Annotated in this window: 23 protein-coding genes; 1 reads left to right on the plus strand and 22 read right to left on the minus strand. The window is 64.9% G+C overall.

The genetic code is table 11. The annotated features are described in order from the left end of the window. Nucleotides 1-27: 27 nt before the first annotated feature. From XH89_RS25070 to XH89_RS25125, 12 genes are all read right to left on the minus strand, one after another. The gene (locus XH89_RS25070; protein WP_194463061.1) at nt 28-1,035 is read right to left on the minus strand and encodes an ABC transporter ATP-binding protein; all 1,008 of its coding nucleotides are present in this window, start codon (nt 1,033-1,035) and stop codon (nt 28-30) included. A gap of 15 nt (nt 1,036-1,050) precedes the next feature. Continuing rightward, nucleotides 1,051-1,881, minus strand: a complete 831-nt coding sequence (locus XH89_RS25075) for a carbohydrate ABC transporter permease (RefSeq protein ID WP_194463062.1) — start codon at nt 1,879-1,881, stop codon at nt 1,051-1,053. A gap of 4 nt (nt 1,882-1,885) precedes the next feature. Next, a complete protein-coding gene (locus XH89_RS25080) occupies nt 1,886-2,758 on the minus strand; it encodes a carbohydrate ABC transporter permease (RefSeq protein WP_194463063.1) in 873 nt (290 codons plus the stop codon). A gap of 87 nt (nt 2,759-2,845) precedes the next feature. Next, nucleotides 2,846-4,099, minus strand: a complete 1,254-nt coding sequence (locus XH89_RS25085) for a sugar ABC transporter substrate-binding protein (protein ID WP_246767909.1) — start codon at nt 4,097-4,099, stop codon at nt 2,846-2,848. Between the two features lie 309 nt (nt 4,100-4,408). Continuing rightward, nucleotides 4,409-5,359: a sugar-binding transcriptional regulator gene (locus XH89_RS25090; protein ID WP_194463065.1), complete on the minus strand. Its 951-nt coding sequence runs from the start codon at nt 5,357-5,359 to the stop codon at nt 4,409-4,411. Between the two features lie 6 nt (nt 5,360-5,365). Continuing rightward, entirely contained in the window at nt 5,366-6,028 is a 663-nt protein-coding gene (locus tag XH89_RS25095) for an HAD family hydrolase (RefSeq protein WP_194463066.1), read from the minus strand. A gap of 80 nt (nt 6,029-6,108) precedes the next feature. Next, a complete protein-coding gene (locus XH89_RS25100; protein ID WP_194463067.1) occupies nt 6,109-8,028 on the minus strand; it encodes a nitric oxide reductase activation protein NorD in 1,920 nt (639 codons plus the stop codon). 3 nt (nt 8,029-8,031) lie between these two features. After that, nucleotides 8,032-8,841 carry a CbbQ/NirQ/NorQ/GpvN family protein gene (locus XH89_RS25105; protein ID WP_194463068.1) on the minus strand — a complete coding sequence of 270 codons (810 nt, stop codon included), beginning with the start codon at nt 8,839-8,841 and terminating at the stop codon, nt 8,032-8,034. Between the two features lie 63 nt (nt 8,842-8,904). Then, entirely contained in the window at nt 8,905-10,251 is a 1,347-nt protein-coding gene (locus XH89_RS25110; protein ID WP_194463069.1) for a cbb3-type cytochrome c oxidase subunit I, read from the minus strand. 39 nt (nt 10,252-10,290) lie between these two features. After that, nucleotides 10,291-10,743 carry a cytochrome c gene (locus XH89_RS25115; RefSeq protein ID WP_194463070.1) on the minus strand — a complete coding sequence of 151 codons (453 nt, stop codon included), beginning with the start codon at nt 10,741-10,743 and terminating at the stop codon, nt 10,291-10,293. A gap of 115 nt (nt 10,744-10,858) precedes the next feature. Then, complete coding sequence (locus XH89_RS25120) at nt 10,859-11,119, minus strand: cytochrome C oxidase subunit IV family protein (protein WP_194463071.1); 261 nt, start codon at nt 11,117-11,119, stop codon at nt 10,859-10,861. Continuing rightward, complete coding sequence (locus tag XH89_RS25125; RefSeq protein ID WP_194463072.1) at nt 11,119-11,697, minus strand: cytochrome c oxidase subunit 3 family protein; 579 nt, start codon at nt 11,695-11,697, stop codon at nt 11,119-11,121. The genes XH89_RS25120 and XH89_RS25125 overlap by 1 nt, the downstream gene beginning before the upstream one ends. A gap of 173 nt (nt 11,698-11,870) precedes the next feature. Between XH89_RS25125 and XH89_RS25130 the strand changes: the two genes are divergently transcribed. Beyond that, a complete protein-coding gene (locus tag XH89_RS25130) occupies nt 11,871-12,026 on the plus strand; it encodes a hypothetical protein (RefSeq protein WP_164938775.1) in 156 nt (51 codons plus the stop codon). A gap of 56 nt (nt 12,027-12,082) precedes the next feature. Here XH89_RS25130 and mmsB read toward each other — a convergent pair whose 3' ends face one another. The 10 genes from mmsB to XH89_RS25180 all read right to left on the minus strand — a co-directional run bounded on the left by mmsB (nt 12,083) and on the right by XH89_RS25180 (nt 23,273). Then, entirely contained in the window at nt 12,083-13,273 is a 1,191-nt protein-coding gene (mmsB, locus tag XH89_RS25135; protein WP_194463073.1) for a multiple monosaccharide ABC transporter permease, read from the minus strand. After that, nucleotides 13,270-14,847, minus strand: coding sequence for a multiple monosaccharide ABC transporter ATP-binding protein (gene mmsA / locus XH89_RS25140; RefSeq protein WP_194463074.1), 1,578 nt, complete (start codon nt 14,845-14,847; stop codon nt 13,270-13,272). Before mmsA ends, mmsB begins: the two co-directional genes overlap by 4 nt. A 113-nt stretch (nt 14,848-14,960) precedes the next feature. Next, nucleotides 14,961-16,034, minus strand: coding sequence for a multiple monosaccharide ABC transporter substrate-binding protein (gene chvE / locus XH89_RS25145; protein WP_194463075.1), 1,074 nt, complete (start codon nt 16,032-16,034; stop codon nt 14,961-14,963). 74 nt (nt 16,035-16,108) lie between these two features. Then, nucleotides 16,109-16,987 carry an SMP-30/gluconolactonase/LRE family protein gene (locus XH89_RS25150; protein ID WP_194468617.1) on the minus strand — a complete coding sequence of 293 codons (879 nt, stop codon included), beginning with the start codon at nt 16,985-16,987 and terminating at the stop codon, nt 16,109-16,111. Then, nucleotides 16,987-18,063 carry an aldose epimerase family protein gene (locus XH89_RS25155; RefSeq protein ID WP_194463076.1) on the minus strand — a complete coding sequence of 359 codons (1,077 nt, stop codon included), beginning with the start codon at nt 18,061-18,063 and terminating at the stop codon, nt 16,987-16,989. The genes XH89_RS25150 and XH89_RS25155 overlap by 1 nt, the downstream gene beginning before the upstream one ends. A 2-nt stretch (nt 18,064-18,065) precedes the next feature. Continuing rightward, the gene (locus XH89_RS25160; RefSeq protein ID WP_194463077.1) at nt 18,066-18,992 is read right to left on the minus strand and encodes a Gfo/Idh/MocA family protein; all 927 of its coding nucleotides are present in this window, start codon (nt 18,990-18,992) and stop codon (nt 18,066-18,068) included. A 3-nt stretch (nt 18,993-18,995) separates the two neighbouring features. Next, entirely contained in the window at nt 18,996-19,766 is a 771-nt protein-coding gene (locus XH89_RS25165) for a FadR/GntR family transcriptional regulator (protein ID WP_194463078.1), read from the minus strand. Beyond that, on the minus strand, nt 19,763-20,743 hold the full coding sequence (gene yjfF / locus XH89_RS25170; RefSeq protein WP_194463079.1) for a galactofuranose ABC transporter, permease protein YjfF: 981 nt from the start codon (nt 20,741-20,743) through the stop codon (nt 19,763-19,765). Before yjfF ends, XH89_RS25165 begins: the two co-directional genes overlap by 4 nt. Then, nucleotides 20,740-21,732 carry an ABC transporter permease gene (locus tag XH89_RS25175; protein ID WP_194463080.1) on the minus strand — a complete coding sequence of 331 codons (993 nt, stop codon included), beginning with the start codon at nt 21,730-21,732 and terminating at the stop codon, nt 20,740-20,742. The genes yjfF and XH89_RS25175 overlap by 4 nt, the downstream gene beginning before the upstream one ends. Continuing rightward, nucleotides 21,729-23,273, minus strand: coding sequence for a sugar ABC transporter ATP-binding protein (locus tag XH89_RS25180; RefSeq protein WP_194463081.1), 1,545 nt, complete (start codon nt 23,271-23,273; stop codon nt 21,729-21,731). Before XH89_RS25180 ends, XH89_RS25175 begins: the two co-directional genes overlap by 4 nt. Nucleotides 23,274-23,318: the final 45 nt, after the last annotated feature.

The following is a 23,318-nucleotide window of genomic DNA, read 5'->3' on the forward strand; positions in this document are numbered from 1 at the left end:
GATCTTTCCGTTTCTTGACGTTTCTTGTCAGCCTCGAAGCGCGTTGCCGCCCTCGTCGAAGCGGTGAATGCGCGCGGGATCCGGCACCAGCGCCACGCGGTCGCCGGCATGCAGACTCAATTCACCGATGTAACGCGCCGTCAGCATGCCGAGCGGGCCGGCATCGACGTAAAGGAACGTGTCGCTGCCGAGATGTTCGGCAACCGCGATCGTGCCCTGCCAGCCGCCGGCGCCGTCGCGCTCGATCTTGAGATGCTCCGGCCGCACGCCGATAGTGGCTGCGCCCTGCTGCTTTGCCGGCTCGCCGGTGACGAGGTTCATCTTGGGCGAGCCGATGAAGCCGGCGACGAAGAGATTTGCGGGCCGCTCGTACAGCTCCAGCGGCGAGCCATATTGCTCGATCTTGCCGGCGTTGAGCACGACGATCTTGTCGGCCATGGTCATGGCCTCGACCTGGTCGTGGGTGACGTAGATCGCGGTGGTGCCGAGCTGCTTCTGCAGCCGCGTCACCTCGATGCGCATCTGCACGCGCAGCGCGGCATCGAGGTTCGACAGCGGCTCGTCGAACAGGAACGCCTTGGGCTCGCGGACGATGGCCCGCCCGATCGCAACGCGCTGGCGCTGGCCGCCGGAGAGCTCACGCGGCTTGCGCTCGAGATAGGGCGTGAGGTTCAGCGTCGCGGCGGCGGCCTCGACCTTGCGGTTGATCTCGTCTTTGGCAAGGCCCGCCATCTTGAGGCCGAAGCCGATATTGCCGCGCACGCTCATATGCGGATAGAGCGCATAGGACTGGAACACCATCGACAGCCCGCGCTTGGCCGGCGGCGTGTCCACCACGTTCTTGCCGTCGATCAGGATGGCGCCGCCGGTGACGTCCTCGAGCCCGGCGATCAGCCGCAACAGCGTGGTCTTGCCGCAGCCGGAGGGACCGACGAACACGACGAAGGAGCCGTCCGCGATGTCGAGGTCGGCGCCCTTGATGATGTGCACGGGGCCGAAGGATTTCTGCACGCCCTGAAGTGTGATCTGACCCATGATCCGGCAGCCCCTTTACTTCACCGCGCCGAAGGTGAGCCCGCGCACGAGCTGCTTCTGGCTGAACCAACCGAGGACGAGAATGGGCGCAATCGCCAGCGTCGAGGCGGCCGACAATTTTGCCCAGAACAGCCCTTCCGGGCTCGAATAGGAGGCGATGAACGTGGTCAGCGGCGCGGCGTTCGAGGTCGACAGGTTCAACGTCCAGAACGCCTCGTTCCAGGCCAGGATCAGATTGAGCAGCAAGGTCGACGCCAGTCCCGGGATCGCCATCGGCGTCAGCACATAGACCAGCTCGCGGCCGATGGTGGCGCCATCCATGCGCGCGGCCTCCAGGATGTCACGCGGGATCTCCTTGAAATAGGTGAACAGCATCCAGATCACGATCGGCAAATTGCCGAGACAGAGGATGAAGACGAGGCCGATGCGGGAATCGAGCAGGCCGAAGCTCTTGTAGATCAGGTAGATCGGCACCAGCACGCCGACCGGCGGCATCATCTTGGTCGAGAGCATCCAGAGCAGGACGTCCTTGGTGCGCTTGGTCGGCGAGAACGCCATCGACCAGGCCGCCGGGATCGCAATCAGCAGCGCGATCAATGTCGAGCCGCCGGCGATGATGATCGAGTTCAACGCATGCAGGAAATAGTCGCTGCGCTCCTGTACCGTCGCATAGTTCTCGGTGGTCCAGTGGAAGAACAGGAAGGACGGCGGAATCGCGAAGGCCTCGAGCTCGGTCTTGAAGCTCGCCAGCACCATCCACAGGATCGGGAAGAAGATCAGGAAGCCGAAGAACCACGCTCCGATCGTCGAAACCACCACCCGTTGTGTCGTTGACTTGCGTGCCATGATCTCAGGCTTCCAGGTTGCGGCCGACGATGCGGACGAGGAAGAAGGCAACGATGTTGGCGATTACCACGGCAACGAGGCCGCCGGCGGAGGCGCTGCCGACGTCGAACTGGATCAGCGCCTGCGAATAGATCAGGAAGGCGATGTTGGTGGTTTGCAGGCCCGGGCCGCCGCCGGTCGTGACGAAGATCTCGGCGAACACGGTGAGCAGGAAGATGGTCTCGATCAGGATCACCACGGTGATCGGACGCGCCAGATGCGGCAGCGTGATGTAGATGAAGGTCGAGACCGCGCTCGCGCCATCCATTTCGGCCGCCTCCTTCTGCTCCTCGTCGAGCGATTGCAGCGCGGTGAGCAGGATCAGCGTCGCGAACGGCAGCCATTGCCAGGCCACGATCAGGATCACCGAAAACAGCGGCACATCGTTGAACCAGTCGATCGGCGTCAACCCGACCAGCCCGGCGAGCCAGGCGAACAGGCCGGAGACCGGGTGCATCAAGAGGTTCTTCCAGACCAGCGCGCTCACCGTGGGCATCACGAAGAACGGCGCGATCACCATCAATCGCACGAAGTTGCGCCCCACCACGGGCTGGTCGAGCAGCAGCGCGAGGGGAATGCCGAGCGAGATCGTCAGCGCCAGCACCGAGCCGACCAGCACCAGCGTATTCTGGAGCGAGGCGAGAAAGGCGGGATCGGTGAGGAAGTAGCGGAAGTTTTCCAGCCCGATGAATTCTTCGGAGCCGGGATCAAGCAGGCTGTAATGCAGCGTCGAGAAATAGAGCGTCAGCGCCAGCGGGACGATCATCCAGATGAACAGGAGCCCGACGGCCGGGGTCAGCAGCGACCGCGCAAGGAATTGCGTCTGCCGGGTTGCCATTGCTCACGTCTCCGCTGGAGAAGAAGGCGGCCATCCATCCGGGGATGGAAGGATGGCCGCAAGTTTGAGCTCAGGGAGAGCTCGGGTTCACTTGATGTAGCCGGCGCGCTTCATCTCGCGCTCGGTCGCGGACTGTGCGGCAGCGAGCGCCGCATCGACCGTCATCGATCCCGCAAGCGCTGCGGAGAATTGCTGCCCCACTTGGGTGCCGATGCCCTGGAATTCAGGGATCGCCGCGTATTGTACGCCGACATAAGGCACCGGCTTCACGGTTGGCTTGTTCGGATCTGCCGCGTCGATCGAGGCCAGCGTCATCTTGGCGAACGGCGCGGCTTTCACGTATTCGGGATTCTGGTAGAGCGAGGTGCGCGTGCCCGGCGGCACGTTGGCCCAGCCCTCCTTCGACGCTACCAGCTTGGTGTAGTCCTTGCTGGTGGCCCAGGCGATGAACTTCTCGGCCGCGTCCGACTTCTTCGACCCGGCCGGGATCGCCAGACTCCAGGCCCACAGCCAGTTGGCGTTCTTGCCGAGCCCGGTGTTGGGCGCGAGCGCAAAGCCGACCTTGTCGGCGACCTTGGAGTCCTTCGGGTTGGTGACGAAGGATGCCGCCACCGTGGCGTCGATCCACATCGCGCACTTGCCGGCGTTGAACAGCGCGAGGTTCTCGTTGAAACCGTTCGAGCTCGCGCCGGGAGGGCCGGCTTCCTTCATCAGATTGACGTAGGTCGTCAGCGTCGTCTTCCATTCCGGCGTGTTGAACTGCGGCTGCCACTTCTCGTCGAACCAGCGCGCACCGTAGGAATTGGACATGGCGGTGAGGAACGCCATGTTCTCGCCCCAGCCGGCCTTGCCGCGCAGGCAGATGCCATAGACGCCGCCCGCCTTGTCGGTCAGCTTCTTGGCGGCATCGACGACGAAATCCCAGGTCGGCTTTTCCGGCATCTTCAGGCCGGCCTTGTCGAACAGGTCGGTGCGGTACATCACCATCGAGCTCTCGCCATAGAACGGCGCGGCATACAGCTTGCCGTCGACGGAGACCGCGTCCTTGATCTTGGGCAGCAGGTCGGCGACGTCGTAATCGGCACCGAGATTGGCGAGCGGCACCAGCCATCCCTTCTTGGCCCAGATCGGCACTTCGTAGGTGCCGATGGTCAGCACGTCGAACTGGCCGCCCTTGGTGGCAATGTCGGTGGTGACGCGCTGGCGCAGCACGTTCTCCTCGAGCGTCACCCATTTCACGGAGATATCGGGGTTCGCCTTGGTGAATTCGCCGGTGAGCCCCTGCATGCGGATCATGTCGCCGTTGTTGACGGTCGCAATCGTCAGGGTCGTTTCGGCCATCGCGGGGACGGCAAGCAGTACGGACGCGCCGCAGACGGCGCCCAGAAATTGTTTCACGGTGAACCTCCCTAGCCCGCGCTCTTGAGCATATGCTCACGCGTTGAGCGTATGTTCGGACGAGGTCTGCCAGATGTCAAGCAGGCGAACGGGCGTTCCGGCAACTTATGAGTGCTGCAGTGCGGGAGGGACGACGGTCGTCATGCCCGGACTTGTCCCGGGCATCCACGTTCTTGATGCTGCAAGAAAGCCGTGGATGGCCGGGTCAAGCCCGGCCATGACGGCGTGGAGATTTTGGGAGAGTCGAACGCCCTACCGCTCCAGGATCGCCCTCGCGGTGGCTTCGTCCGTGATCAGGCCATTGATCAACCCTCCGCTCAACGCGGCAGCGATCGCCGGTACCTTGGCCGCGCCGATCGCGGCGCCGATCGTCATGGTCTTTGCCGGCACTTCCGGCGGAATGCTGGTGAGGCGTTTGTTGGTGCCGGCCTTGAGCAGCCGCCCCTTGGAATCATAGGCCCAGCCGGTGATCTCGCCGATGGCGCCCTGCCGCATCATCTCGAACAATTCATCACGCGTGAGAAAACCGTCGACATGGACTTGCGCTTTCTGGTCCATCTGGCCGATACCGACCAGGCGCAAATCGGCCTTGGCCGCGACCGCTTTCACCTTCGCGATCGGCTCGATCCGCACCATCTTGTTGCGCTCGTCCTCGGACGACATCAGGAACGGCAGCGGCATCGGATAGTGCCGCGCGCCGGTGCGGTCAGCGAGCCGGCCGACGGTGTCGTAGAAGCTCGCCGAGCCGTCCGCGGAGATGTTGCCGACCAGCGAGACGATCTGGTGGTTGGGCCGGTCGATCGGGGTGACACGTTCGACCGCGGCCCGCACCGCCCGCCCCGTCCCGAGCGCGACGATCACGGGCGTCTCCGAGCGCAGCGTCGAATCAAGCAGATTGGCGCAGCGCTCGGCAATGCCGGCGGTGGACTGCGGCGCCGCAGGATCGGCCGGCACCACTTCGCAATGGCTGAGGTCAAACCTCTCCTTCAGGCGCGCCGCCAATTCCATGCAGGCTGCGATTGGATGTTCGAGCCGGAACGTGATGAGCCGCTCGGCGAGACACAGCGACACCAGCCGCTGCGCCGAAGCGCGCGACACCTGGAGCATCTTTGCGATCTCGTCCTGGGTGTGGCCGGCAATGAAATAGAGCCAGCCGGCGCGCGCGGCGTCGTCGAGCCTCGATTTTTCGTTCTCGGCGGCCATGCGGCCTCACGCCTCCCAGAATTCGCTCATGTGCGCGAAGACCCGATCGGCTCCGGCGTCGGACAATATAGCGCGACCGTCGCGGTCGCGATAATGGCTCCCGCCGACAAATCCCCAGACCATCATGCCGGCCGCCTTGGCGGCCAGCACGCCGCTGACGCTGTCCTCGATCACCAGCGCGCGCGAAGGTTGAGCGCCCATCTTCTCGGCCGCGTGGAGAAAGAGATCCGGCGCCGGCTTGCCGTGCTGGACCATCTGCGCGGTGTAGAGGCGCTCGCCGAAATGCGGCGCAAGGCCGGTGACATCAAGCGACAACGAGACGCGGTCGAGGTCGCTCGAGGAAGCGACACAGCACGGCGTCCCCAATTCGGACAGCACGGTAGCGACGCCGGGGATCGGCTGCAACGCTCCGGCAAATGTCTCGAGCACGAGCGCCTTCAATTGGGGAAGGAAATCGTCAGGCAAGCCCCGCCCGAGATCGCGGTAGTGCTGCTCGATCGCCTTCGCGCTGCGCCCGAGGAAGAGCTCGAGCGCCTGCTCCACGCTGAGCTCAAAGCCGAACTTCGCCAGCATCTCGGACAGGCAGCGACAGCTGAGCAGCTCGCTGTCGACGAGCACGCCGTCGCAATCGAAGATGATCAGATCGGGTTCTGGCCGGCCCTGGTCCATCCAGACATTCGATCATATACCCAATTAATGAGCAATAGTTCACAGCAGGAACACCATGGTACGGTGGTTTCCCTGCTCCTTCAGAACGCCACCTGCCGGTAGATCGCCGGCAGCGCGCCAGGTAGTCGCCTGATGTTACCGACGATGGCGTAGCCGCCACGGCCGAACAGCGTCGGGAAATAGGATTGCGCGGTGGCATCGACCGTCACGCCGAAGGCGGCGATGCCGAGCCGGCGCGCTTCCTGCACCGATTTGCGGGTGTCCTCGAGCGCAAAGCGCCCCTCATAGTGATCGACGTCGTTGGGCTTGCCGTCGGTGAGGACAAGCAGCAGCTTCTTGCGCTGTGGCTGGCGGGCGAGCTCGGCCGAGGCATGGCGCACCGCAGCGCCGATCCGGGTGTAATAGCCGGGCTTCAATGCGCCGATCCGGCGCTCCACTGTCCCGCTCATCGGCTCGCCGAACGCCTTGACCGTCTCGAGCCGCACCCAGTTGCGACGGCGCGAGGTGAAGGTGAGAATACTGTGATGATCGCCGCAGGCCGACAGTCCATGGGCCAGCACCAGGAGCGCCTCCTTCTCAACGTCGAGCACGCGATAACCGTCGACCCAGGCATCTGTCGAGAGCGAGACGTCGACGAGCAGCGTGACGGCGAGATCATGGCCTTGCGGCCGCATCGCCATGTGGATGCGATCCATCCCACCATTGCTGCTGCCGGCGCGCAGGTCGCACCGTGCACGCACGAGCGCATCGAGGTCGAGGTCGTGCCCGTCGGCCTGGGCGCGCAACAATTCATGACGCGGCCGCAGCACCTCGAAGCGGCGACGGACCTGGCGGATGTGCCGGCGCATGGCATCATCAGGCGCCCAGCTTTCGCCCCGCTCGGAGGCCGCCCCCGCGAGCACGCGGCAATGATCCGGCAGATAGGAGCTGCTGCGGTAGTCCCATTCGGGATAGGTGAGATCCGCGCTTAGCCGCGAGGCGTCGAGCGCTTCCGGCGGCAGGTCGAGATCGAACTTGAAGCGGCTCGCAGGCTTGCCGCTGCGACGGCTGAGCGTGATTTCCTCGAGATCGTCGGCGGCCTTCTGCGCATCCTCGTCGTCGCTGTCGTCGTCGGGGCGGTCGACATTGACCATCTCGGCCATCGCCAGGATCTTTTCGAAGCGGTTGAGCACGAAGGGGTCGCGGCGGGTGGTATTGTCCTCGCGCTGGCGCACGGCAAAACGTTTGCGGTTGTCCTGGCTTGCAGCCTCCGCCTCGGTCGCGCACTCGTCGTCTCCGGAATGCACGGGCGAGAGCTCGCGCGTCCAGCAATCGCCCCAGAGCGGACACGGCAGGATCGAGCGATAACCCGGTGGCGCCTTGTCCGGCAGCGGACCTGTCCCCATCATCGCGGGCCATAGCTTGCCTGCGGGTGCCTTTCCGGCCCCGAGCAGGGCCAGCACGATCTGCTCGACCTCCTGCTCGACCCGCGGCAAGGGGCGTTTCGGCCGGGCCGCCGCGGTTGCCGCGGCGAGCTTCGCATAGTCGGCAATGAGCCCGGGAAATTGCGCGAGCACCCAGACCGCGGTCTCGCTCGCCCGGCGCAGCACCAGAAGGTCCCGCCGCAGCGGATCGGCTTCCGCGATCGCCTCGACCGGTGCGGCGGCGAACCATGCTGCGAGCCAGCGATAGAGCGCAGCGTTCAGCACGCGGTCGGGGCATATCGCGATGCGATCGGGCAGGAAGATGGTTGCAGCGTCGCGGCCCGGCTGCTCCAGACGCTCGTCGCCAAGGCCTATGCGTTGCCGCCAGCCGAGCCGGTGGCCTGACCTGCGTGCACCTGCGCTGGCGATCTGCACGCCCGTCTCGCCGCCGAGTGCGCGAAACATGACCGCGATCCGGCCCCTCACCTCGCCGAGCGAGACCGCGTGATCAGCGTGAACCGGATAGCTCGCGGTGCCGCCGACCATCCGGTGCCAAGCACGGCCGACCGTTTCCTCCAGTTCGAGGAAGTCGAGCATGGCTCACCCGATCACGGCGCGCGCGACGTCCAGCAAGGCCGCCTTGACGTCGGCGTCATCGGTCAAAGGCTCGATCATGCCGGCAAGGACCGCGTCGGCGACCGGCGTGCCCGCGGCAATCAAGGTCGCGCAATAGACGACGAGCCGGGTCGAGACGCCCTCTTCCAGATCGTGCCCCTTGAGCGCACGCAGCCGCCCGGCCAGCATGACCAATGGCCGCACGCGATCCAGCGGCAACCCGCTCTCGGCGGACACCACCGCAATCTCCTGCTCGGCCGGCAGGAAGCCGAACTCGATGGCGACGAAGCGCTGCCGCGTCGACGGCTTCAGCGCCTTGAGCAAGGTCTGATAGCCGGGATTGTAGGAGACCACGAGCATGAAGCTCTTAGGCGCCGCAAGCTCCTCGCCGGTGCGCTCCAGCGGCAGGATGCGGCGATCGTCGGTCAGCGGATGCAGTACCACGGTGACATCCTTGCGCGCCTCCACGACCTCGTCGAGATAGCAGATGCCGCCCTCGCGCACCGTGCGCGTCAGCGGACCGTCGGTCCACACGGTGTCGCCGCCCTTCAGCAGATAGCGCCCGGTGAGATCGGCTGCGGTGAGATCGTCATGACAGGCGACCGTGTGCAGCGGCAAGCCGAGCCGCGCGGCCATGTGCGCGACGAAACGCGTCTTGCCGCAACCGGTCGGCCCCTTCAGCAGCACCGGAAGCTGATTTCGCCAGGCATGCTCGAACAAAGCGCATTCGTTGCCGCTGGCGACATAGGCCGGGAGCACGGGCAGCGAGGTTACGGTGTGAAGGGCAGGTTTCATGACGTCTCTCCGGACATTCCAGGAAGCAGGCGGCCGCGGCGAACCGCGGCCGCCAATTCTCGTTTACTCGGCCGGCTGCAGCGCAGCCGGAATGACCGCCTGCTTCTCGCGGCCGGGCACCAGCACCGCCCAGACGAACATCAGCGCGGAGATGGCGACGAACACACCGGAGCCGAGCCGGACCCAATAGAACATCGCGAGCTGGTCCTGCACGTCCATGTAGCTCTGGCCGAGCACGCGCTGCAGATGGACCTGGACCACGCCGGCGAAGGTCAGCGCGAAGGTCATCACCATCATGGCCGTGCACATGATCCAGAAGCTCGTCATCGACAGCCACTGGTTATAGGGTGCACGTCCCTTGATCTGCGGGATCGCGTAGGCCATCACCGACAGGTTCAGCATCACATAGGCGCCGAAGAAGGCGAGATGGCCGTGCGCGGCGGTCACCTGGGTGCCGTGGGTGTAGTAGTTCACCGACGACAGCGTGTGCAGGAAGCCCCAGACGCCGGCGCCCAGGAACGCCATCACCGAGCAGCCGACCGACCACAACAGCGCAGCGCGATTCGGATGCTTGCGGCCGGCCTTCCAGGTCATCTGCACCGTGAAGATCACCATGGTGAAGAACGGCGCGACCTCGAGCGTGGAGAACAGCGAGCCGATCCACTGCCAGTAGCCGGGGGCGCCGATCCAGTAGAAGTGATGGCCGGTGCCGAGGATGCCGGAGAACAGCGCAAGGCCGATGATGACATAGAGCCACTTCTCCACCACCTCGCGGTCGATGCCGTTCAGCTTGATCATGAGATAGGCGAGCACGGAGGCCATGATCAGCTCCCAGACGCCCTCGACCCAGAGATGGACGACGTACCACCAGTACATCTTGTCGACCGCGAGATTCGCCGGGTTGTAGAAGGCGAACAGGAAGAAGATCGCGACGCCCCACAGGCCGAACAGCAGGATGTTGGTCACCGTGGTCTTGCGGCCCTTGAGCGCCGTCATGGTCACGTTGAACAGGAACATCAGGCAGACGACGACGATGCCGACCTTGATGATGAAGGGCTGTTCGAGGAATTCGCGGCCCTCGTGATAGTGGAAGAGATAGCCGACCACGGCCACGCCCGCGGCGCCGAAGAACATCCAGAACTGGATCTTCGCCAGCAGCGGGCTGTACAGCTCGGTCTCGGTCTCCTCAGGCAGCAGATAGTAAGTCGCGCCCATGAAGCCGATCAACGACCACACGATCAGCGCGTTGGTGTGGATCATCCTGACGATGTTGAACGGCAGCAGCACCGACAACGTGTTGGGCAGGACGTAAATGGTCCCGGCGAGCAGGCCGAACAGGACCTGGGCCATGAACAGGGTCAGCGCGCCGTAGAAATACAGCATCGCGACTTTCTGGGTCTGATATTTCATCTCGGGTTCTCTCTGTCTTGAAAGAAGAAAGCAGCGCGCTCAGCCGGCCTGGTTCGGCGGCCAGCTCTGACGCTTGATCGTCGAGGTCCATTGCAGGAAGTCGGCGAGATCGTTGAGCTCCTGGTCGGTGAGATTGAACTGCGGCATCTGCCGCCGGCCCGGCGCGCCCGAGGGCTGCGACTGCATCCACGCCTTCAGCGTCTCGCGGGCAGCGGCCGGATCCTCCTTGCCGCCCCAACGATCCCAGACGTTGCCGACTTCAGGGGCGAAATAGGCGCCCTCGCCCAGCAGCGTGTGACAGTTGATGCAGGAATTGCGCTCCCAGACGTGCTTGCCGCGCGCGACCGACGCTGTCAGCGTCGAAGCATCCGTGGAGGTCGTCGCCATGTAGTAATGGCTGTGCGCCGTCAGTGCGATGAAGATGGCGAAGAAGAAGGCCGAGCCGCCGTAGAAGACGTTTCGAGCGGCCGACTTGGTCAGGCGTTCAGCCATTGCCAATCCTTTCCATTTTGAGTCCTAAGGAAATCCGATGGTGCGATTTATTGCCGATCGTCGCGGATCGCTCTTTGTCGAAGCGCAAGCAGCGCGTCGATGCGCGGCGCCGCCGTCAAACTAGGGCGACGATCGCGGATGCGAGCCAGGCGAACAGCACCACGACGACGACCCAGGCGCTGACGAGACCGCGCCAGAGCGCCGGTGCAGCGCGGAGATCGAGGAAGTCGAGCACGATACAGCGGCCCTTGAGCGCAGCGAAGGTGAGCAGAAGGGCATTGCCGAGCAGCGGACGCGCGACGAGAGGTGGGACCAGAAGGGTCGCGAGCGCGAGGCCGATCAGCAGGATCCAGGCGATGTCGATGCGATCCAGCATCACTTCTGCACCAGATAGATGATCGGGAACATGACGATCCACAACAGGTCGACCATGTGCCAGAAGGCGGCTCCCGTCTCGACGCCGGTCACGCTGGCGCTGCGGGAAACCACGGCCAGAATCACGATGCCGAGGCCGACATGCAGGAGATGGAATCCGGTCAGGAGAAAATACAACGTGAAGAACGGGCTGGTCTCCAGGCCCTTTCCCAGCGCGATCTCGCCGGCATATTCGAACAGCTTGATCGCGATGAAGAGAGCGCCGAGCGCCATGGCCCCGAACAGCCAGCCGCGTGCGCCTCTTCTGTTGCTGGCCTTTGCGGCGGCCGTGGCGCGCGCCGCGGTCCAGCCGCTGGTTACCAGAACCAGGGTGTTGAGCCCGGCGAGATGGGAATCAAGGGTGGCCTGCCCCGCCGCAAACACCGCGGGATGGATCGCCCGGGCGACCATGAAGGCGCCGAGAAACAGGCCGAAAGCGGCGAGCTCGCTGAAGATCAGCACCCAGATCATGGGATCCCCGGGAAGATCTCCCAGGATGCCCCAGCCGGTCTCTCCCTGCTCGCAATCCGTCGCCGACATCTGATTTCCGCATCAAGACGCCGAATCGATATTTCACCGGCGCGGTTCCGACTTTGTCGCCGCACAAATAGTGCGAGCAGCCGGAGCGGCGTTTGCGCTAACGCAACGTTTTGCGGGTCCCTCCGCCATATCGTGAGCCGATATGATGGTTCCAGGCAACGGCTGACGATGACATGAGTGAAGCACAACTCGGGCTGATGACCGCGACGCCGATCATCATCGTCTTCGCCATCGCGCTACGGCGGATGGGGGTGCTGTCGACGGTCGCGACGGTCTCGGCGGTGAGCCTCTCCGTCGCCATCGCAGTGGTGCTGTTCACGACGCAGTAAGATGCGTGGGCACGGCGCATTGCGCCTTTGCCCACCCTCCGGCACGGCCGATGCGGCTACCTGCGCTGGTTATACACGTCGATGCACACGGCCCCCAGCAGCACCAGGCCCTTGATGACCTGCTGGTAGTCGATGCCGATGCCGAGAATGGACATGCCGTTGTTCATCACGCCCATGATCATGGCGCCGACCACGGCGCCGCCGACGCGCCCGACACCACCATAGGCCGAGGCGCCGCCGATGAAGCAGGCGGCGATGACGTCGAGCTCGAAGCCGAGACCCGCCTTGGGCGTCGCGGTGTTGAGGCGCGCGGCGAAGACAAGGCCAGCCAGCGCGGCGAGCACGCCCATGTTAACGAAGGTGAAGAAGGTCAGCCGCTCGGTCTTGATACCCGACAGGCCGGCCGCCTTGGCGTTGCCGCCGACGGCATAGATCTGCCGGCCGATCACGGTGCGGCGGGTGACGAAGCCATAGAGCGCGATCAAGGCGCTCATGATCACCAGCACGTTGGGCAGGCCGCGATAGGTCGCGATCAGGTAGGTGAAGTAGAGCACGGCGCAGGCCAGCACGACGCTCTTGCCGAGGAAGAACGCGTAAGGCTCGACCTCGATGCCGTGCGACACCTCGCGCGCACGGCCCTTGGCGCTGGCATAGACCAGCGCCAGCGCCAGCACCGCACCGATCAGCATGGAGGTCGGATGCAGCGTGCCGGATTCGGGCAACAGCTCCGGAATGAAGCCCGACGACAGCTTCTGGAACGTCGACGGGAACGGACCGAGTGACTGGCCCTGCAGCACGGCAAGTGCCAGGCCCTTGAACACCAGCATGCCGGCCAGTGTCACGATGAAGGACGGGATCTTGAAATAGGCGACCCAATAGCCCTGCGCGGCGCCGATCGCCGCGCCGACCACGAGGCAGGCGATGAAGGCGAGCGTGTAGTCGACCTTGTAGGTCACCATCAGGAGCGCCGCGACGGCGCCGACAAAGCCCGCGACCGATCCGACGGAGAGGTCGATATGGCCGGTGACGATCACCAGCAGCATGCCCAGCGCCATGATGACGATGTAGCTGTTCTGCAGCACCAGATTGGTCAGGTTGAGCGGCTGCAGCAACGTGCCGCCGGTCATGACCTGGAAGAACAGCATGATCGCAATCAGCGACATCAGCATGCCGTAGTTGCGCAAATTGTTCTTGATGAAGCTGCCGTGCCGGCGCTCCTCGGGCAGCGACACCGTCTTGTCGGTCATGGCTGCGATCCTCCCATTTCCGCGGCCTTGACCGCGCCGTTTCCATTGCTTCGTTCGTTGCGCATGATGGCGCGCATGATCTTTTCCTGTGTCGCCTCTGCGCCCGGGAACTCGCCCACGAAGGCGCCGTCATTCATGACGCAGATGCGGTCGCAGATGCCGAGCAGCTCGGGCATCTCCGAGGAGATCACCACGACGCCGCGGCCAGCTTCCGCCAGCTCGTTAATGATACAGTAAATCTCGTATTTGGCACCGACATCGATGCCTCTGGTCGGCTCGTCCAGGATCAGGACCTTGGGGTCGGTCATCAGCCATTTCGAGAGCACCACCTTCTGCTGGTTCCCGCCGGAGAGCTGGCCGGTCTCCTGGTAGACGTCGGAGCAGCGGATGCGCATGCGGTTTCGGTAGTCGCTGGCAATCTTCAGCTCGGCAATGTCGTCGATCACCCTGCCCGGCGCCACCTGGTCGAGGCTTGCCAGCGTGATGTTCTTGCGGACGTCGTCGGCCAGGATCAGGCCGAGCTGCTTGCGGTCCTCGGTGACATAGGCAAGGCCGGCGTCGATCGCCGCGGCCACGCTCGGCAGCACGATCTGGTGGCCCTCGAGGGCAATGCGGCCGCTGATATTGGTGCCCCAGGAGCGGCCGAACAGGCTCATGGCGAACTCGGTGCGCCCGGCTCCCATCAGGCCGGCAATGCCGACGACCTCGCCGCGCCTGACGCTGAAATTGACGTTCTTGATCACCTGCCGTTCGGGATGGATCGGGTGATAGACCGACCAGTTCTCCACGGTCATGACAGGCTCGCCGATCTTCGCGCTCCGTTCCGGGAAACGGTGAGCCATATCGCGATTGACCATGCTGCGGATGATGCGATCTTCCTGGATCGGCTCGGCGCGGCAATCGATGCCGTCGACGGTGCGGCCGTCGCGCAGCACGGTGATGTGGTCGGCGACCTTGGCAACCTCGTTGAGCTTGTGCGAGATCAGGATCGAGCCGATGCCCTGCTCGCGGAAGGCCATCAGGCGCTCCAGCAAGGCGGCGCTGTCGGCCTCGTTCAGGCTCGCGGTCGGCTCGTCCAGGATCAGCATCCGCACCCGCTTGGACAGCGCCTTGGCGATCTCGACCAGCTGCTGCTTGCCGACGCCGAGATCGGTGATCAGGGTATCAGGCGATTCCTTCAGGCCGACCTGCGCCAGCAGCTCACGGGTGCGCCGGTAAACCTCGTCGCGATCGATCACGCCGAATTTTGACGGCGGATGCGACAGGAAAATGTTCTCGGCGATCGACATCAGCGGGATCAGCGCCAGCTCCTGATGGATGATGATGATGCCCAGCGCCTCGGAATCGTTGATGTCGCGGAAGCGGCGCTCCTCGCCTTCGAAGACGATGGTACCTTCATAGCTGCCCGCGGGGTAGACGCCGCTCAGCACCTTCATCAGGGTCGACTTGCCGGCGCCGTTCTCGCCGACGAGGGCGTGAATCTGGCCGGCCTCGACCGAGAAATTGACGTCGCGCAGCGCCTGCACACCGGCAAAGCTCTTGCTGACGTTGCGCATCTCCAGCATGGCGGTCATTGACTTGATGTCCCTAAATCACGTCGTTCCGGGGCGCCCGTAGGGCGAACCCGGAACCTCGAGATTCCGGGGTCGATGCTTCGCATCGCCCCGGAATGACGGAGCACTCAATCTTACTGGAATTGCGCCTTCTTGTAGTAGCCGCTGTCAACCAGGACCTTCTCCCAATTGTCCTTGTACACCACGACCGGCTTGAGGAGATAGGACGGCACGGTCTTGGCGCCGTTCTCGTAGGTCTTGGTGTCGTTGACCGTCACCTGCTTGCCGGCAAGCGAGGCGTCGACCATGTCGGCGGTCACCTTGGCGAGATCGCGGGTGTCCTTGAAGATGGTCGAGTACTGGTCGCCGCGCAGCATCGCCTTGATCGAGGGCACTTCGGCGTCCTGGCCGGAGATGATCGGCATCGGCTGGTCGGCGCTGCCGTAGCCGACGCCCTTCAGCGAGGAGATGATGCCGATCGAAAGGCCGTCATAGGGCGACAGCACCGCGTTGACCTTCTTGTTGCCGTAGTAGGCGCTGAGCAGATTGTCCATGCGGGCCTGGGCGGTGGCACCGTCCCAGCGCAGGGTCGCGACCTTGTCCATGCCCATCTGGCCGGAGACGACGACGAGCTTGCCGCTGTCGATATACGGCTTCAGCACGCTCATCGCGCCGTTGTAGAAGAAGTAGGCGTTGTTGTCGTCGGGCGAGCCGCCGAACAGCTCGATGTTGAACGGACCCTTGCCCTCCTTCAAGCCGAGCCCCTTCTCGATCGACTGCGCCTGGAGCACGCCGACCTGGAAATTGTCGAAGGTCGCGTAATAGTCGACATTCGGCGTGCCGCGGATCAGGCGGTCATAGGCGATCACGGTGACGCCCTTGGCCTTGGCCTGCTTGAGCACGTCGGACAGCGTGGTGCCGTCGATCGCGGCGATCACCAGCACCTTGGCGCCCTTGGTCACCATGTTCTCGACCTGCGAGAGCTGGTTCGGAATGTCGTCCTCGGCATATTGCAGGTCGGTGTTGTAGCCGCGCTCCTTCAGCACCTTCACCATGTTGTTGCCGTCGTCGATCCAGCGCGCGGAGGATTTGGTCGGCATGGCGATGCCGACCGTTGCCTTGTCCTGCGCGGAGGCGGTGAGGCCCGTGGCCAGCGTTGCAGCGCCGGCCAGCGCCATCGCCAGAAATGTCGTCTTCAATTTCAACATGCTTCACTCCCTTTGGGTGTCAGACTGTTTCTTCGTGTCGTCGAGTACAGAGGTAGAGGTCGGCTTCGGATCTCCTATGCGAGCTTGACATCAGGCTCCGCACGCCCGCGTGCGGATGCTTCCAACAGAAACGTGCAACCGCCTTGCGGATCGGCGGCGCGCGCTTCGGCGTCCATATCCTGCCAGGCGGAGGTGACGAGCAGGCGCGACAGATCCGGGCCGACAAAGGCCGGACAACTCGCCTGCTTGGCCGGCACGTGCAACGAGCGCAGCCGCTCGCCTTGCGGCGAATAGACATCGACCCGGCTCGCGCCCCAGCAGGCATTCCAGATCCGCCCGTCGGCATCGCACACCGAACCGTCGAGGCCGCCGACGCCGGTGTGGCGCAGTAGAACTTCCGGCTCGCCGCGCGGCAGGCCGGTGCCCGGATTGAGCGGCACCGCATAGAGCACGGCGCGCGCGGTATCGGCGAAGTAGCCGGTGGCACCGTCAGGCGAGAAGCAGATCGAGTTGGGAATGCTGATGCCGGGAAACAGCATCGAGATCTTGCCGAGGTGGAGAGCGTAGATTGCACCCGCACCGGCTTCCGCCTTTCGCCCCATGGTGCCGATCCAGAACGTGCCGGATTGGTGCACGCGGCAATCATTGGAGCGCGTCGCGGGATTATCCGCTTCGAGCGGGCAGAACAACGTCATCGCGCCGTCGGCGACGTTGCGGATGTAACAACCATCTTCCGCGACGACCAGCTGGCGCGCGGTATCGATCCGCCCGAGCGCGCTCGCCATCCGGCCGAGCGCGTGAACGCGGATGCTGCGGCTACCGAGATGCGCCTCGAACAGGCGCCCTTCGCGAATATCGAACCACCAGGCGGTGTCTGTCGAGACGTCATAGGTCGGGCCTTCGCCGAGGTGACATTGTTCGGCGCAGAGTACGGTGGTCGGCACCTCTTCCATCATGGCGCCCTCGCTGCGAAGCGATAGATGGTGTGATGGCGATAGACGCCGCCCGGATCGAGGCGCGGGCTCGGAAAGTCCGGCCGGTTCGGTGCGTTCGGCCAGATATGCGGCTCGAGGCAGATGGCGTCCGACTGCCGGATCAGCTTGCCGCCCTTGCCGGAGATCGTGCCGTCGAGATAGTTGCCGGAATAGACCTGAAGGCCGGGCTGATCGGTGAACAACTCCATGATCCGCCCCGAGCGCGGCGCCTCCAGCCGGGCCGCAAGCGCGAGCTTGCCGTCGCGCGCAAGGCAGTACGTATGGTCGTAGCCCCTGCCATTGCGCAATTGCTGATCGCTTTCGCGGATGCGCGCACCGACAGCGTGGGCCTCGCGGAAGTCGAACGGCGTGCCGGCCACGCCGCGCGGCGGCTCCGGCAGCGGAATGGCGGTGGGATCGATGGCTAGGAAATGCTCGGCCTTGACCGTGAGCTTGTGGTCGAGCGTGGATGCGCCCGACGTCGCGCCTTCCAGATTGAAGAAGCTATGGTTGGTGAGATTGACGATGGTCGGCCGGTCGGTTCGCGCCTCCATCGTTAGCGACAGCTCGGCAGGACCGGTGACGCGATAGGTCAGACGGACATCGAGCTTGCCTGGATAATTCTCCTCGCCATGCGGGCTGGTATAGGTCAGCGTGACGGCAGGGCTGGCGCCATCGTCGATCTCGGCAATGCCCCAGAGCTTGCGGTCGAAGCCATCGAGGCCGCCGTGCAGCGCATTCGGGCCGTTGTTGACGGCAAGCTGGAAGGTCTCACCGTCGAGCGAGAACTGTCCATTGGCGATTCGGTTGGCATAGCGACCGACGGTCGCGCCAAAGAACTTCCGTTCGGCGAGGTAGCCGGCGAAAGTGTCATGGCCGAGCACGACGTCGTCGCAACTGCCCTTGGCATCCGGCGCGATCAGCGCCTGGATCACCGCGCCGTGGGTGATGATGCGGGCCTCGAACCCGCCCTCCCCGCGCAACACGATGCGCTCGACATCGCGCCCATCAGGCAGCGTTCCGAAATCGTCTTTTGTTGCTTTGGAGCCGGCCATGCCTAGTCCACAAACGGTTCGACGATGTTACGCTTACCGAGCAGAAAAGCGTCGGCAACAAGGCGAAGCGGTGCGAGGTCGACATCGCTCGCGCCTGAACCCGCGAGCTCGACGAAGTGCCGGTAGAGCTCCCGATATTCTTCATCGGGCGCCTCCGCAACGACCTTGCCGTCGATCTCCATGATCCTGCCGCCGCGGGACAAAGTCATCCGACCCTGGTCGGTTTCTGCCACGATATCCCAGCTCTGCGGTCCGGTCTGGCGAAAGTCGAATTCGGCGGATACCGGCAGGCCGTCGATCGTGGTCAACGTCAGATTGGCGGCAATCGGCGACTGGCAATTGGCTGGAAAGGCCAGCTCGGCCGCCGTGACGAACACCGGATTTGGCAGGATGCGCGTCAGGATCGAGAGCGCATTGATGCCGGGATCGAACACGCCGAGCCCGCCCGGTTCCCAGATCCAGGCCTGGCCGGGATGCCAGACGCGGACGTCTTCCTTCCAGTTGATATGCACCGATTTGATCCGGCGTGCGGCCAGCCACTCGCGTGCCGGCTCGACCGCTGGCGCATGCCGCGAGTGCCAGGTTGCAAACAGGGTCCGCTTTGCTTTCGTCGCCATCGCCACAAGCGGATCGAGTTCGGCGACGCCGATGCCGGGCGGCTTCTCCAGCATGACATGCTTGCCGGCAGCCAGCGCCGCGGCGGCCTGGGCACGGCGCACCTGCGGCGGCGTGCAGAGCGACACCGCATCGATCGGCGGGCCCTTCTCCAGCAGTTCCTCAATGGTTGCGAAATGCGGCAGGTCCGGCAGCGACGCGTTACGGCTGGCAATTGCGGCGAGCCTCGCGCCCGGCACGGCGGCGATCGCGCCGACATGCTGGTCGCGCGCGATCTTGCCGAAGCCGACGATGGCGATACGAAGTTCAGTCACGCTCTATTCTCCACTCTCCGCGGACGGCAGCGGCTCGGCGGGCGCCGTCTCGATCACGGTGCCCTCATGGCGGCGCATGCCGTTGTGAATGACATAGACCATTGCCTCCGACGCCGTCCCGGCATCGCCGGCCGCGATCGCATCGACAATCTTTTGATGCCACAGCAGCACGGTGTCGCGGTCCTCCGGCTCGACCGGGGCACTGAGCAGGAACGAGGCGCGCAAGGCAGCCTCGATCACATGCCCGATCGAGCGCATGAACAGATTACCCGATGCCCGCGCAACCGCAACGTGCAACGCGAGATCGGCATCGGCAAAGCCGACGGAATCGGAGGCCTCGAGCCGCATGCGTTCCATGGTGCGGCGAAGCTCGGCGACATCCTCCTCCGATCGGTGTACCGCCGCCAGCGCCGCAGCTCGCGGCTCGACGGCGAGACGGATCTCGGCGAGGTCATCGAGGAAACGCTTGTCGATGCCGGCATCGAGATGCCAGGCCAGGACATCGGCGTCGAACATGTTCCAGGCGCCGCGCTCGCGCACGACGGTTCCGACCCGCGCCTTGGTGGTGAGTAGGCCCTTGGCGACGAGCGTCTTCACGCTCTCGCGCAGCACCGGCCGCGACACGCTGAACATCGCGGTCAGCTCGGCATCGCCCGGAAGCCGCGCTCCTTCGGCATAGCGGCCTGCGATGATATCGACGCCGATCGAGCGCGCCACTTCCGCATGGTTGGAATGGGCCCGCCGTGTCGGGATGACGACAATGCGCGAGGTCATGTGGTTGCTCCTGCACGCTTCGCCGCCGGCCGTCGCGCCAGCGCGACCAGTCCCTGCTGCAGGGCGATAAAGGCGAACAGCAGCACGCCGGTCGCGATCTTGGTCCACCAGCTCGACAAGGTCCCGTCGAAATTGATGTAGGTCTGGATCATGCCCTGGATCAGCACGCCGAGGAAGGTGCCGATCACCGAGCCCTGGCCGCCCGTGAGCAGCGTGCCGCCGATGACAACGGCTGCGATGCTGTCGAGCTCGACGCCGACGGCGGAGAGCGAGTAGCCGGCACTGGTGTAGAAGGAGAACACGATGCCGGCGATGCCCGCAAGCAGGCTCGACAGCATGTAGATCTTCACCGTCATCTTGCCGACCGCAACGCCCATCAGGCTTGCGGTCGCCCGGCTGCCTCCGAGCGCATAGACGTTCGCGCCGAACCGGGTGAGATGCAGCAGCAAGGCGCCGCCGATCACGATGGCGAGCATGATGATCGCGATCGCCGTCAGCCGTCCGCCGCCGGGCATGCGCAGCGCGAAGTCGGACACCGTCGAATAGACGGGCGCGGTGATCGGCACCGATTCCGTCGAGAGCAGGAAGCTTGCACCGCGCGCCAGGAACATGCCGGCCAAGGTCACGATGAAAGGTGGCAGATCGAAGACGTGGATGATCGCGCCCATCGCGGCGCCAAAGGCCGCCGAGAGCACAAGGATGGCGACGAAAGCGACCAGCGGCGGCACGCCCCAGCGCTCGATGGCAAGCGCGACGAACACGGTGGTGAATCCGATCACCGAGCCGACCGACAGATCGATGCCGCCGGAGATGATGACGAAAGTCATGCCGGTTGCAACGATGCCGAGGAACGCATTGTCGGTGAGGAGATTGCCGACCACGCGTGTCGAGGCGATGTTGGGAAATTGCACCGCGCAAGCGGCGAAGCCGACGACGAGCACGATGGCCGTGATCAGGACGGGCGGCAGGCCTTTCATGGTTTCGTCCTCCGCAGCCGCGCCATGATGCCGGCAAAGCCGGATAGTTTCGGCGATTGCAGCAGCAAGACCGCGAGCACCACCACCGCCTTGACCAGCAGGTTGAACTCCGGCGGATAGCCCGAGAGCAGGATGCCGGTGTTCATGGTCTGGATGATCAGCGCGCCGAGCACGGCCAGCACGAGGCTGAAGCGGCCGCCGAACAGCGAGGTGCCGCCGATCACCACCGCAAGGATGGCGTCGAGCTCGAGCCAGAGGCCGGCATTGTTGGCATCCGCGCCCATGATGTCGGCCGCGGCGATCACGCCGGCAAGCGCAGCACAGACGCCGCACCAGACATAGACCGAAAGGATCATCGCGCGAGTGCCGACGCCGGCAAGCTCGCTCGCCCGCGCATTGCCGCCGGTCGCCTCGATCAGGAGCCCGAGTGCCGACCCGCGCACCACTGCGCCGGTGAGGATCAGCATGCCCAAGGCAATCGCGACCGGCACCGGCACGCCGAGAATGGCCCCGTTCCCGAGCCAGACCAGGTCCGGCGAGCTGAAGGTGACGATGCGCCCCTCGGTAATGAGCTGGGCGATGCCGCGCCCCGCCACCATCAGGATCAGCGTGGCGACGATCGGCTGCATGCCGAGCACGGCGACGAGGAAGCCGTTCCACAACCCGCAGACGAGGCCCGCACCGAGCGCGGCGGCCAGCACCACCGGCAGGCCGTGGCTGTCGGCCAGACTCGCGGCGATCGCACCGCAGATCGCCATCACCGCGCCGACGGAGAGATCGATGCCGCGCGTCGCGATCACCAGCACCATGCCGAGCGAGAGCAGCGCCACCGGCGTGCCGCGGTTGAGCACATCGATCAGGCTGCCGAACAGCCGGCCGTCCTGGAGGCGCAGGTCGAAGAATTGCGGCGACACCACGCGGTCGACCGCCAGGATGACGATCAGCGCGAGGATCTGGGCAAAGCCGCGGCGCGGCAACAGCGCTGTCATGTGTGGGCCTCAAGCGCGACGGCGGCGCCATCGGCGGCAATGGCGGCGAGAATGTTGCCGACGTCGACGGCCTCGCCCGCGAGCTCCTCGACATGGGCGCGATCGCGCAGCACCACGACGCGGTCCGAATAGGTCACGATCTCGTCGAGCTCGGAAGAAATCACCAGCAGCGAAAGCCCGTCGTCGCAGAGCTCGCGGATCAGGCGGATGATCTCGGCATGCGCGCCGACGTCGATGCCGCGCGTGGGTTCGTCCAGCACCAGGAGCCGCGGCGCGGTGGCGAGCCAGCGCGCCAGCAACACCTTCTGCTGATTGCCGCCGGAGAGCAGGCCGACGGGCCGTTCGGCATCGGGCGGACGGATGTCGAGCATCTTGATGTAGCGGCGCGCAAGCTCGTCCTGCTCGCGGCGCGACAGCGGCCGATGCAGGCCGCGCTTGGCCTGGAGCGCGAGCGCGATGTTCTCGCGCACGCTGAGCTCGGCGACGATGCCGTCGGTCTTGCGCTCCTCCGGGCAATAGCCAAAGCCGTGCCGCACGCCGTCGCGCGGCGATTGGAGCCGTACGGATGCGCCCTCCACCCTCGCCTGCCCGCCATCGGCGCGCTCGGCGCCGAACACCAGCCGCGCGGTCTCGGTGCGGCCAGAGCCGAGCAGGCCGGCGAGGCCGACGACCTCACCGTGGCGCAGCTCGAGATTGAACGGGGCGACATAGCCGGCCTTGCCGTAATTCTCGAAACAGGCGCAGACCTCGCGCGCTTTGGGCTCGCTTGCCACGGCCCGCGCGCTGGTGGTCTCGGCCAGCTCGCGGCCGAGCATCATCCGGATCAGCTCGAGCCGCGGCAGCGATGCCGTCTCGCGCTCGCCGACCAAGCGGCCGTTGCGCAGGACGGTGATGCGGTCGGAGATCTCGTAGACCTGATCGAGGAAGTGGCTGACGAAGACGATGCCGATGCCGCGCTTGGCAAGCTGGCGCATGATGCGAAACAGGATCTCGACCTCGTGACGGTCGAGGCTCGCAGTCGGCTCGTCCAGGATCAGCACGCGCGCGGAGAGATCCACCGCGCGGGCAATTGCGGTCACGTGCTGGATGGCTACCGAATAATTGCCGAGCGGCGCGGCAACGTCGATGTCGAGGCCGAAATCGGCAAGCAATGCCTTGGCGCGGCGGCGCATCTCGCCTTCGCGCACGATGCCGAAACGCATCGGCTGGCGGTCGAGGAACAGGTTCTGCGCCACCGACAGGTTCGGCAGCAGATTGACCTCCTGGTAGACGGTGGCGATACCGGCCTGCAGCGCCGCCTTGGCCGAACGCGGCGCGACCTCTTCGCCTTCCAGACGGACGACACCGGCATCACGCGGGAACACACCGGTGACGACCTTGATCAGCGTGGATTTGCCGGCGCCGTTCTCGCCGAGCAGAGCATGGATCTCGCCGGCGCGAAGCGTGAAGTCGACTTCCTGCAACGCGCGCACCGTACCGAAGCTCTTGCTGATCCCGCGCACCTCCAGCAGGGAAGGAGCAGGATCAAAGCTGTTCTCCATGACAAATCTACTCCCGCCGGTGCCCGCTCGTGGCGCGGACACCCA

Source organism: Bradyrhizobium sp. CCBAU 53340, from assembly GCF_015291645.1.
Lineage (GTDB): Bacteria > Pseudomonadota > Alphaproteobacteria > Rhizobiales > Xanthobacteraceae > Bradyrhizobium.

Excerpts from the sequence above, each read along its gene's own strand:
- XH89_RS25070 (WP_194463061.1), bottom strand. The coding sequence starts at position 1,035 with ATGGGTCAGATCACACTTCAGGGCGTGCAGAAATCCTTCGGCCCCGTG.
- XH89_RS25075 (WP_194463062.1), bottom strand. The coding sequence starts at position 1,881 with ATGGCACGCAAGTCAACGACACAACGGGTGGTGGTTTCGACGATCGGA.
- XH89_RS25080 (WP_194463063.1), bottom strand. The coding sequence starts at position 2,758 with ATGGCAACCCGGCAGACGCAATTCCTTGCGCGGTCGCTGCTGACCCCG.
- XH89_RS25085 (WP_246767909.1), bottom strand. The coding sequence starts at position 4,099 with ATGGCCGAAACGACCCTGACGATTGCGACCGTCAACAACGGCGACATG.
- XH89_RS25090 (WP_194463065.1), bottom strand. The coding sequence starts at position 5,359 with ATGGCCGCCGAGAACGAAAAATCGAGGCTCGACGACGCCGCGCGCGCC.
- XH89_RS25095 (WP_194463066.1), bottom strand. The coding sequence starts at position 6,028 with ATGGACCAGGGCCGGCCAGAACCCGATCTGATCATCTTCGATTGCGAC.
- XH89_RS25100 (WP_194463067.1), bottom strand. The coding sequence starts at position 8,028 with ATGCTCGACTTCCTCGAACTGGAGGAAACGGTCGGCCGTGCTTGGCAC.
- XH89_RS25105 (WP_194463068.1), bottom strand. The coding sequence starts at position 8,841 with ATGAAACCTGCCCTTCACACCGTAACCTCGCTGCCCGTGCTCCCGGCC.
- XH89_RS25110 (WP_194463069.1), bottom strand. The coding sequence starts at position 10,251 with ATGAAATATCAGACCCAGAAAGTCGCGATGCTGTATTTCTACGGCGCG.
- XH89_RS25115 (WP_194463070.1), bottom strand. The coding sequence starts at position 10,743 with ATGGCTGAACGCCTGACCAAGTCGGCCGCTCGAAACGTCTTCTACGGC.
- XH89_RS25120 (WP_194463071.1), bottom strand. The coding sequence starts at position 11,119 with ATGCTGGATCGCATCGACATCGCCTGGATCCTGCTGATCGGCCTCGCG.
- XH89_RS25125 (WP_194463072.1), bottom strand. The coding sequence starts at position 11,697 with ATGTCGGCGACGGATTGCGAGCAGGGAGAGACCGGCTGGGGCATCCTG.
- XH89_RS25130 (WP_164938775.1), top strand. The coding sequence starts at position 11,871 with ATGAGTGAAGCACAACTCGGGCTGATGACCGCGACGCCGATCATCATC.
- mmsB (WP_194463073.1), bottom strand. The coding sequence starts at position 13,273 with ATGACCGACAAGACGGTGTCGCTGCCCGAGGAGCGCCGGCACGGCAGC.
- mmsA (WP_194463074.1), bottom strand. The coding sequence starts at position 14,847 with ATGACCGCCATGCTGGAGATGCGCAACGTCAGCAAGAGCTTTGCCGGT.
- chvE (WP_194463075.1), bottom strand. The coding sequence starts at position 16,034 with ATGTTGAAATTGAAGACGACATTTCTGGCGATGGCGCTGGCCGGCGCT.
- XH89_RS25150 (WP_194468617.1), bottom strand. The coding sequence starts at position 16,987 with ATGGAAGAGGTGCCGACCACCGTACTCTGCGCCGAACAATGTCACCTC.
- XH89_RS25155 (WP_194463076.1), bottom strand. The coding sequence starts at position 18,063 with ATGGCCGGCTCCAAAGCAACAAAAGACGATTTCGGAACGCTGCCTGAT.
- XH89_RS25165 (WP_194463078.1), bottom strand. The coding sequence starts at position 19,766 with ATGACCTCGCGCATTGTCGTCATCCCGACACGGCGGGCCCATTCCAAC.
- yjfF (WP_194463079.1), bottom strand. The coding sequence starts at position 20,743 with ATGAAAGGCCTGCCGCCCGTCCTGATCACGGCCATCGTGCTCGTCGTC.
- XH89_RS25175 (WP_194463080.1), bottom strand. The coding sequence starts at position 21,732 with ATGACAGCGCTGTTGCCGCGCCGCGGCTTTGCCCAGATCCTCGCGCTG.
- XH89_RS25180 (WP_194463081.1), bottom strand. The coding sequence starts at position 23,273 with ATGGAGAACAGCTTTGATCCTGCTCCTTCCCTGCTGGAGGTGCGCGGG.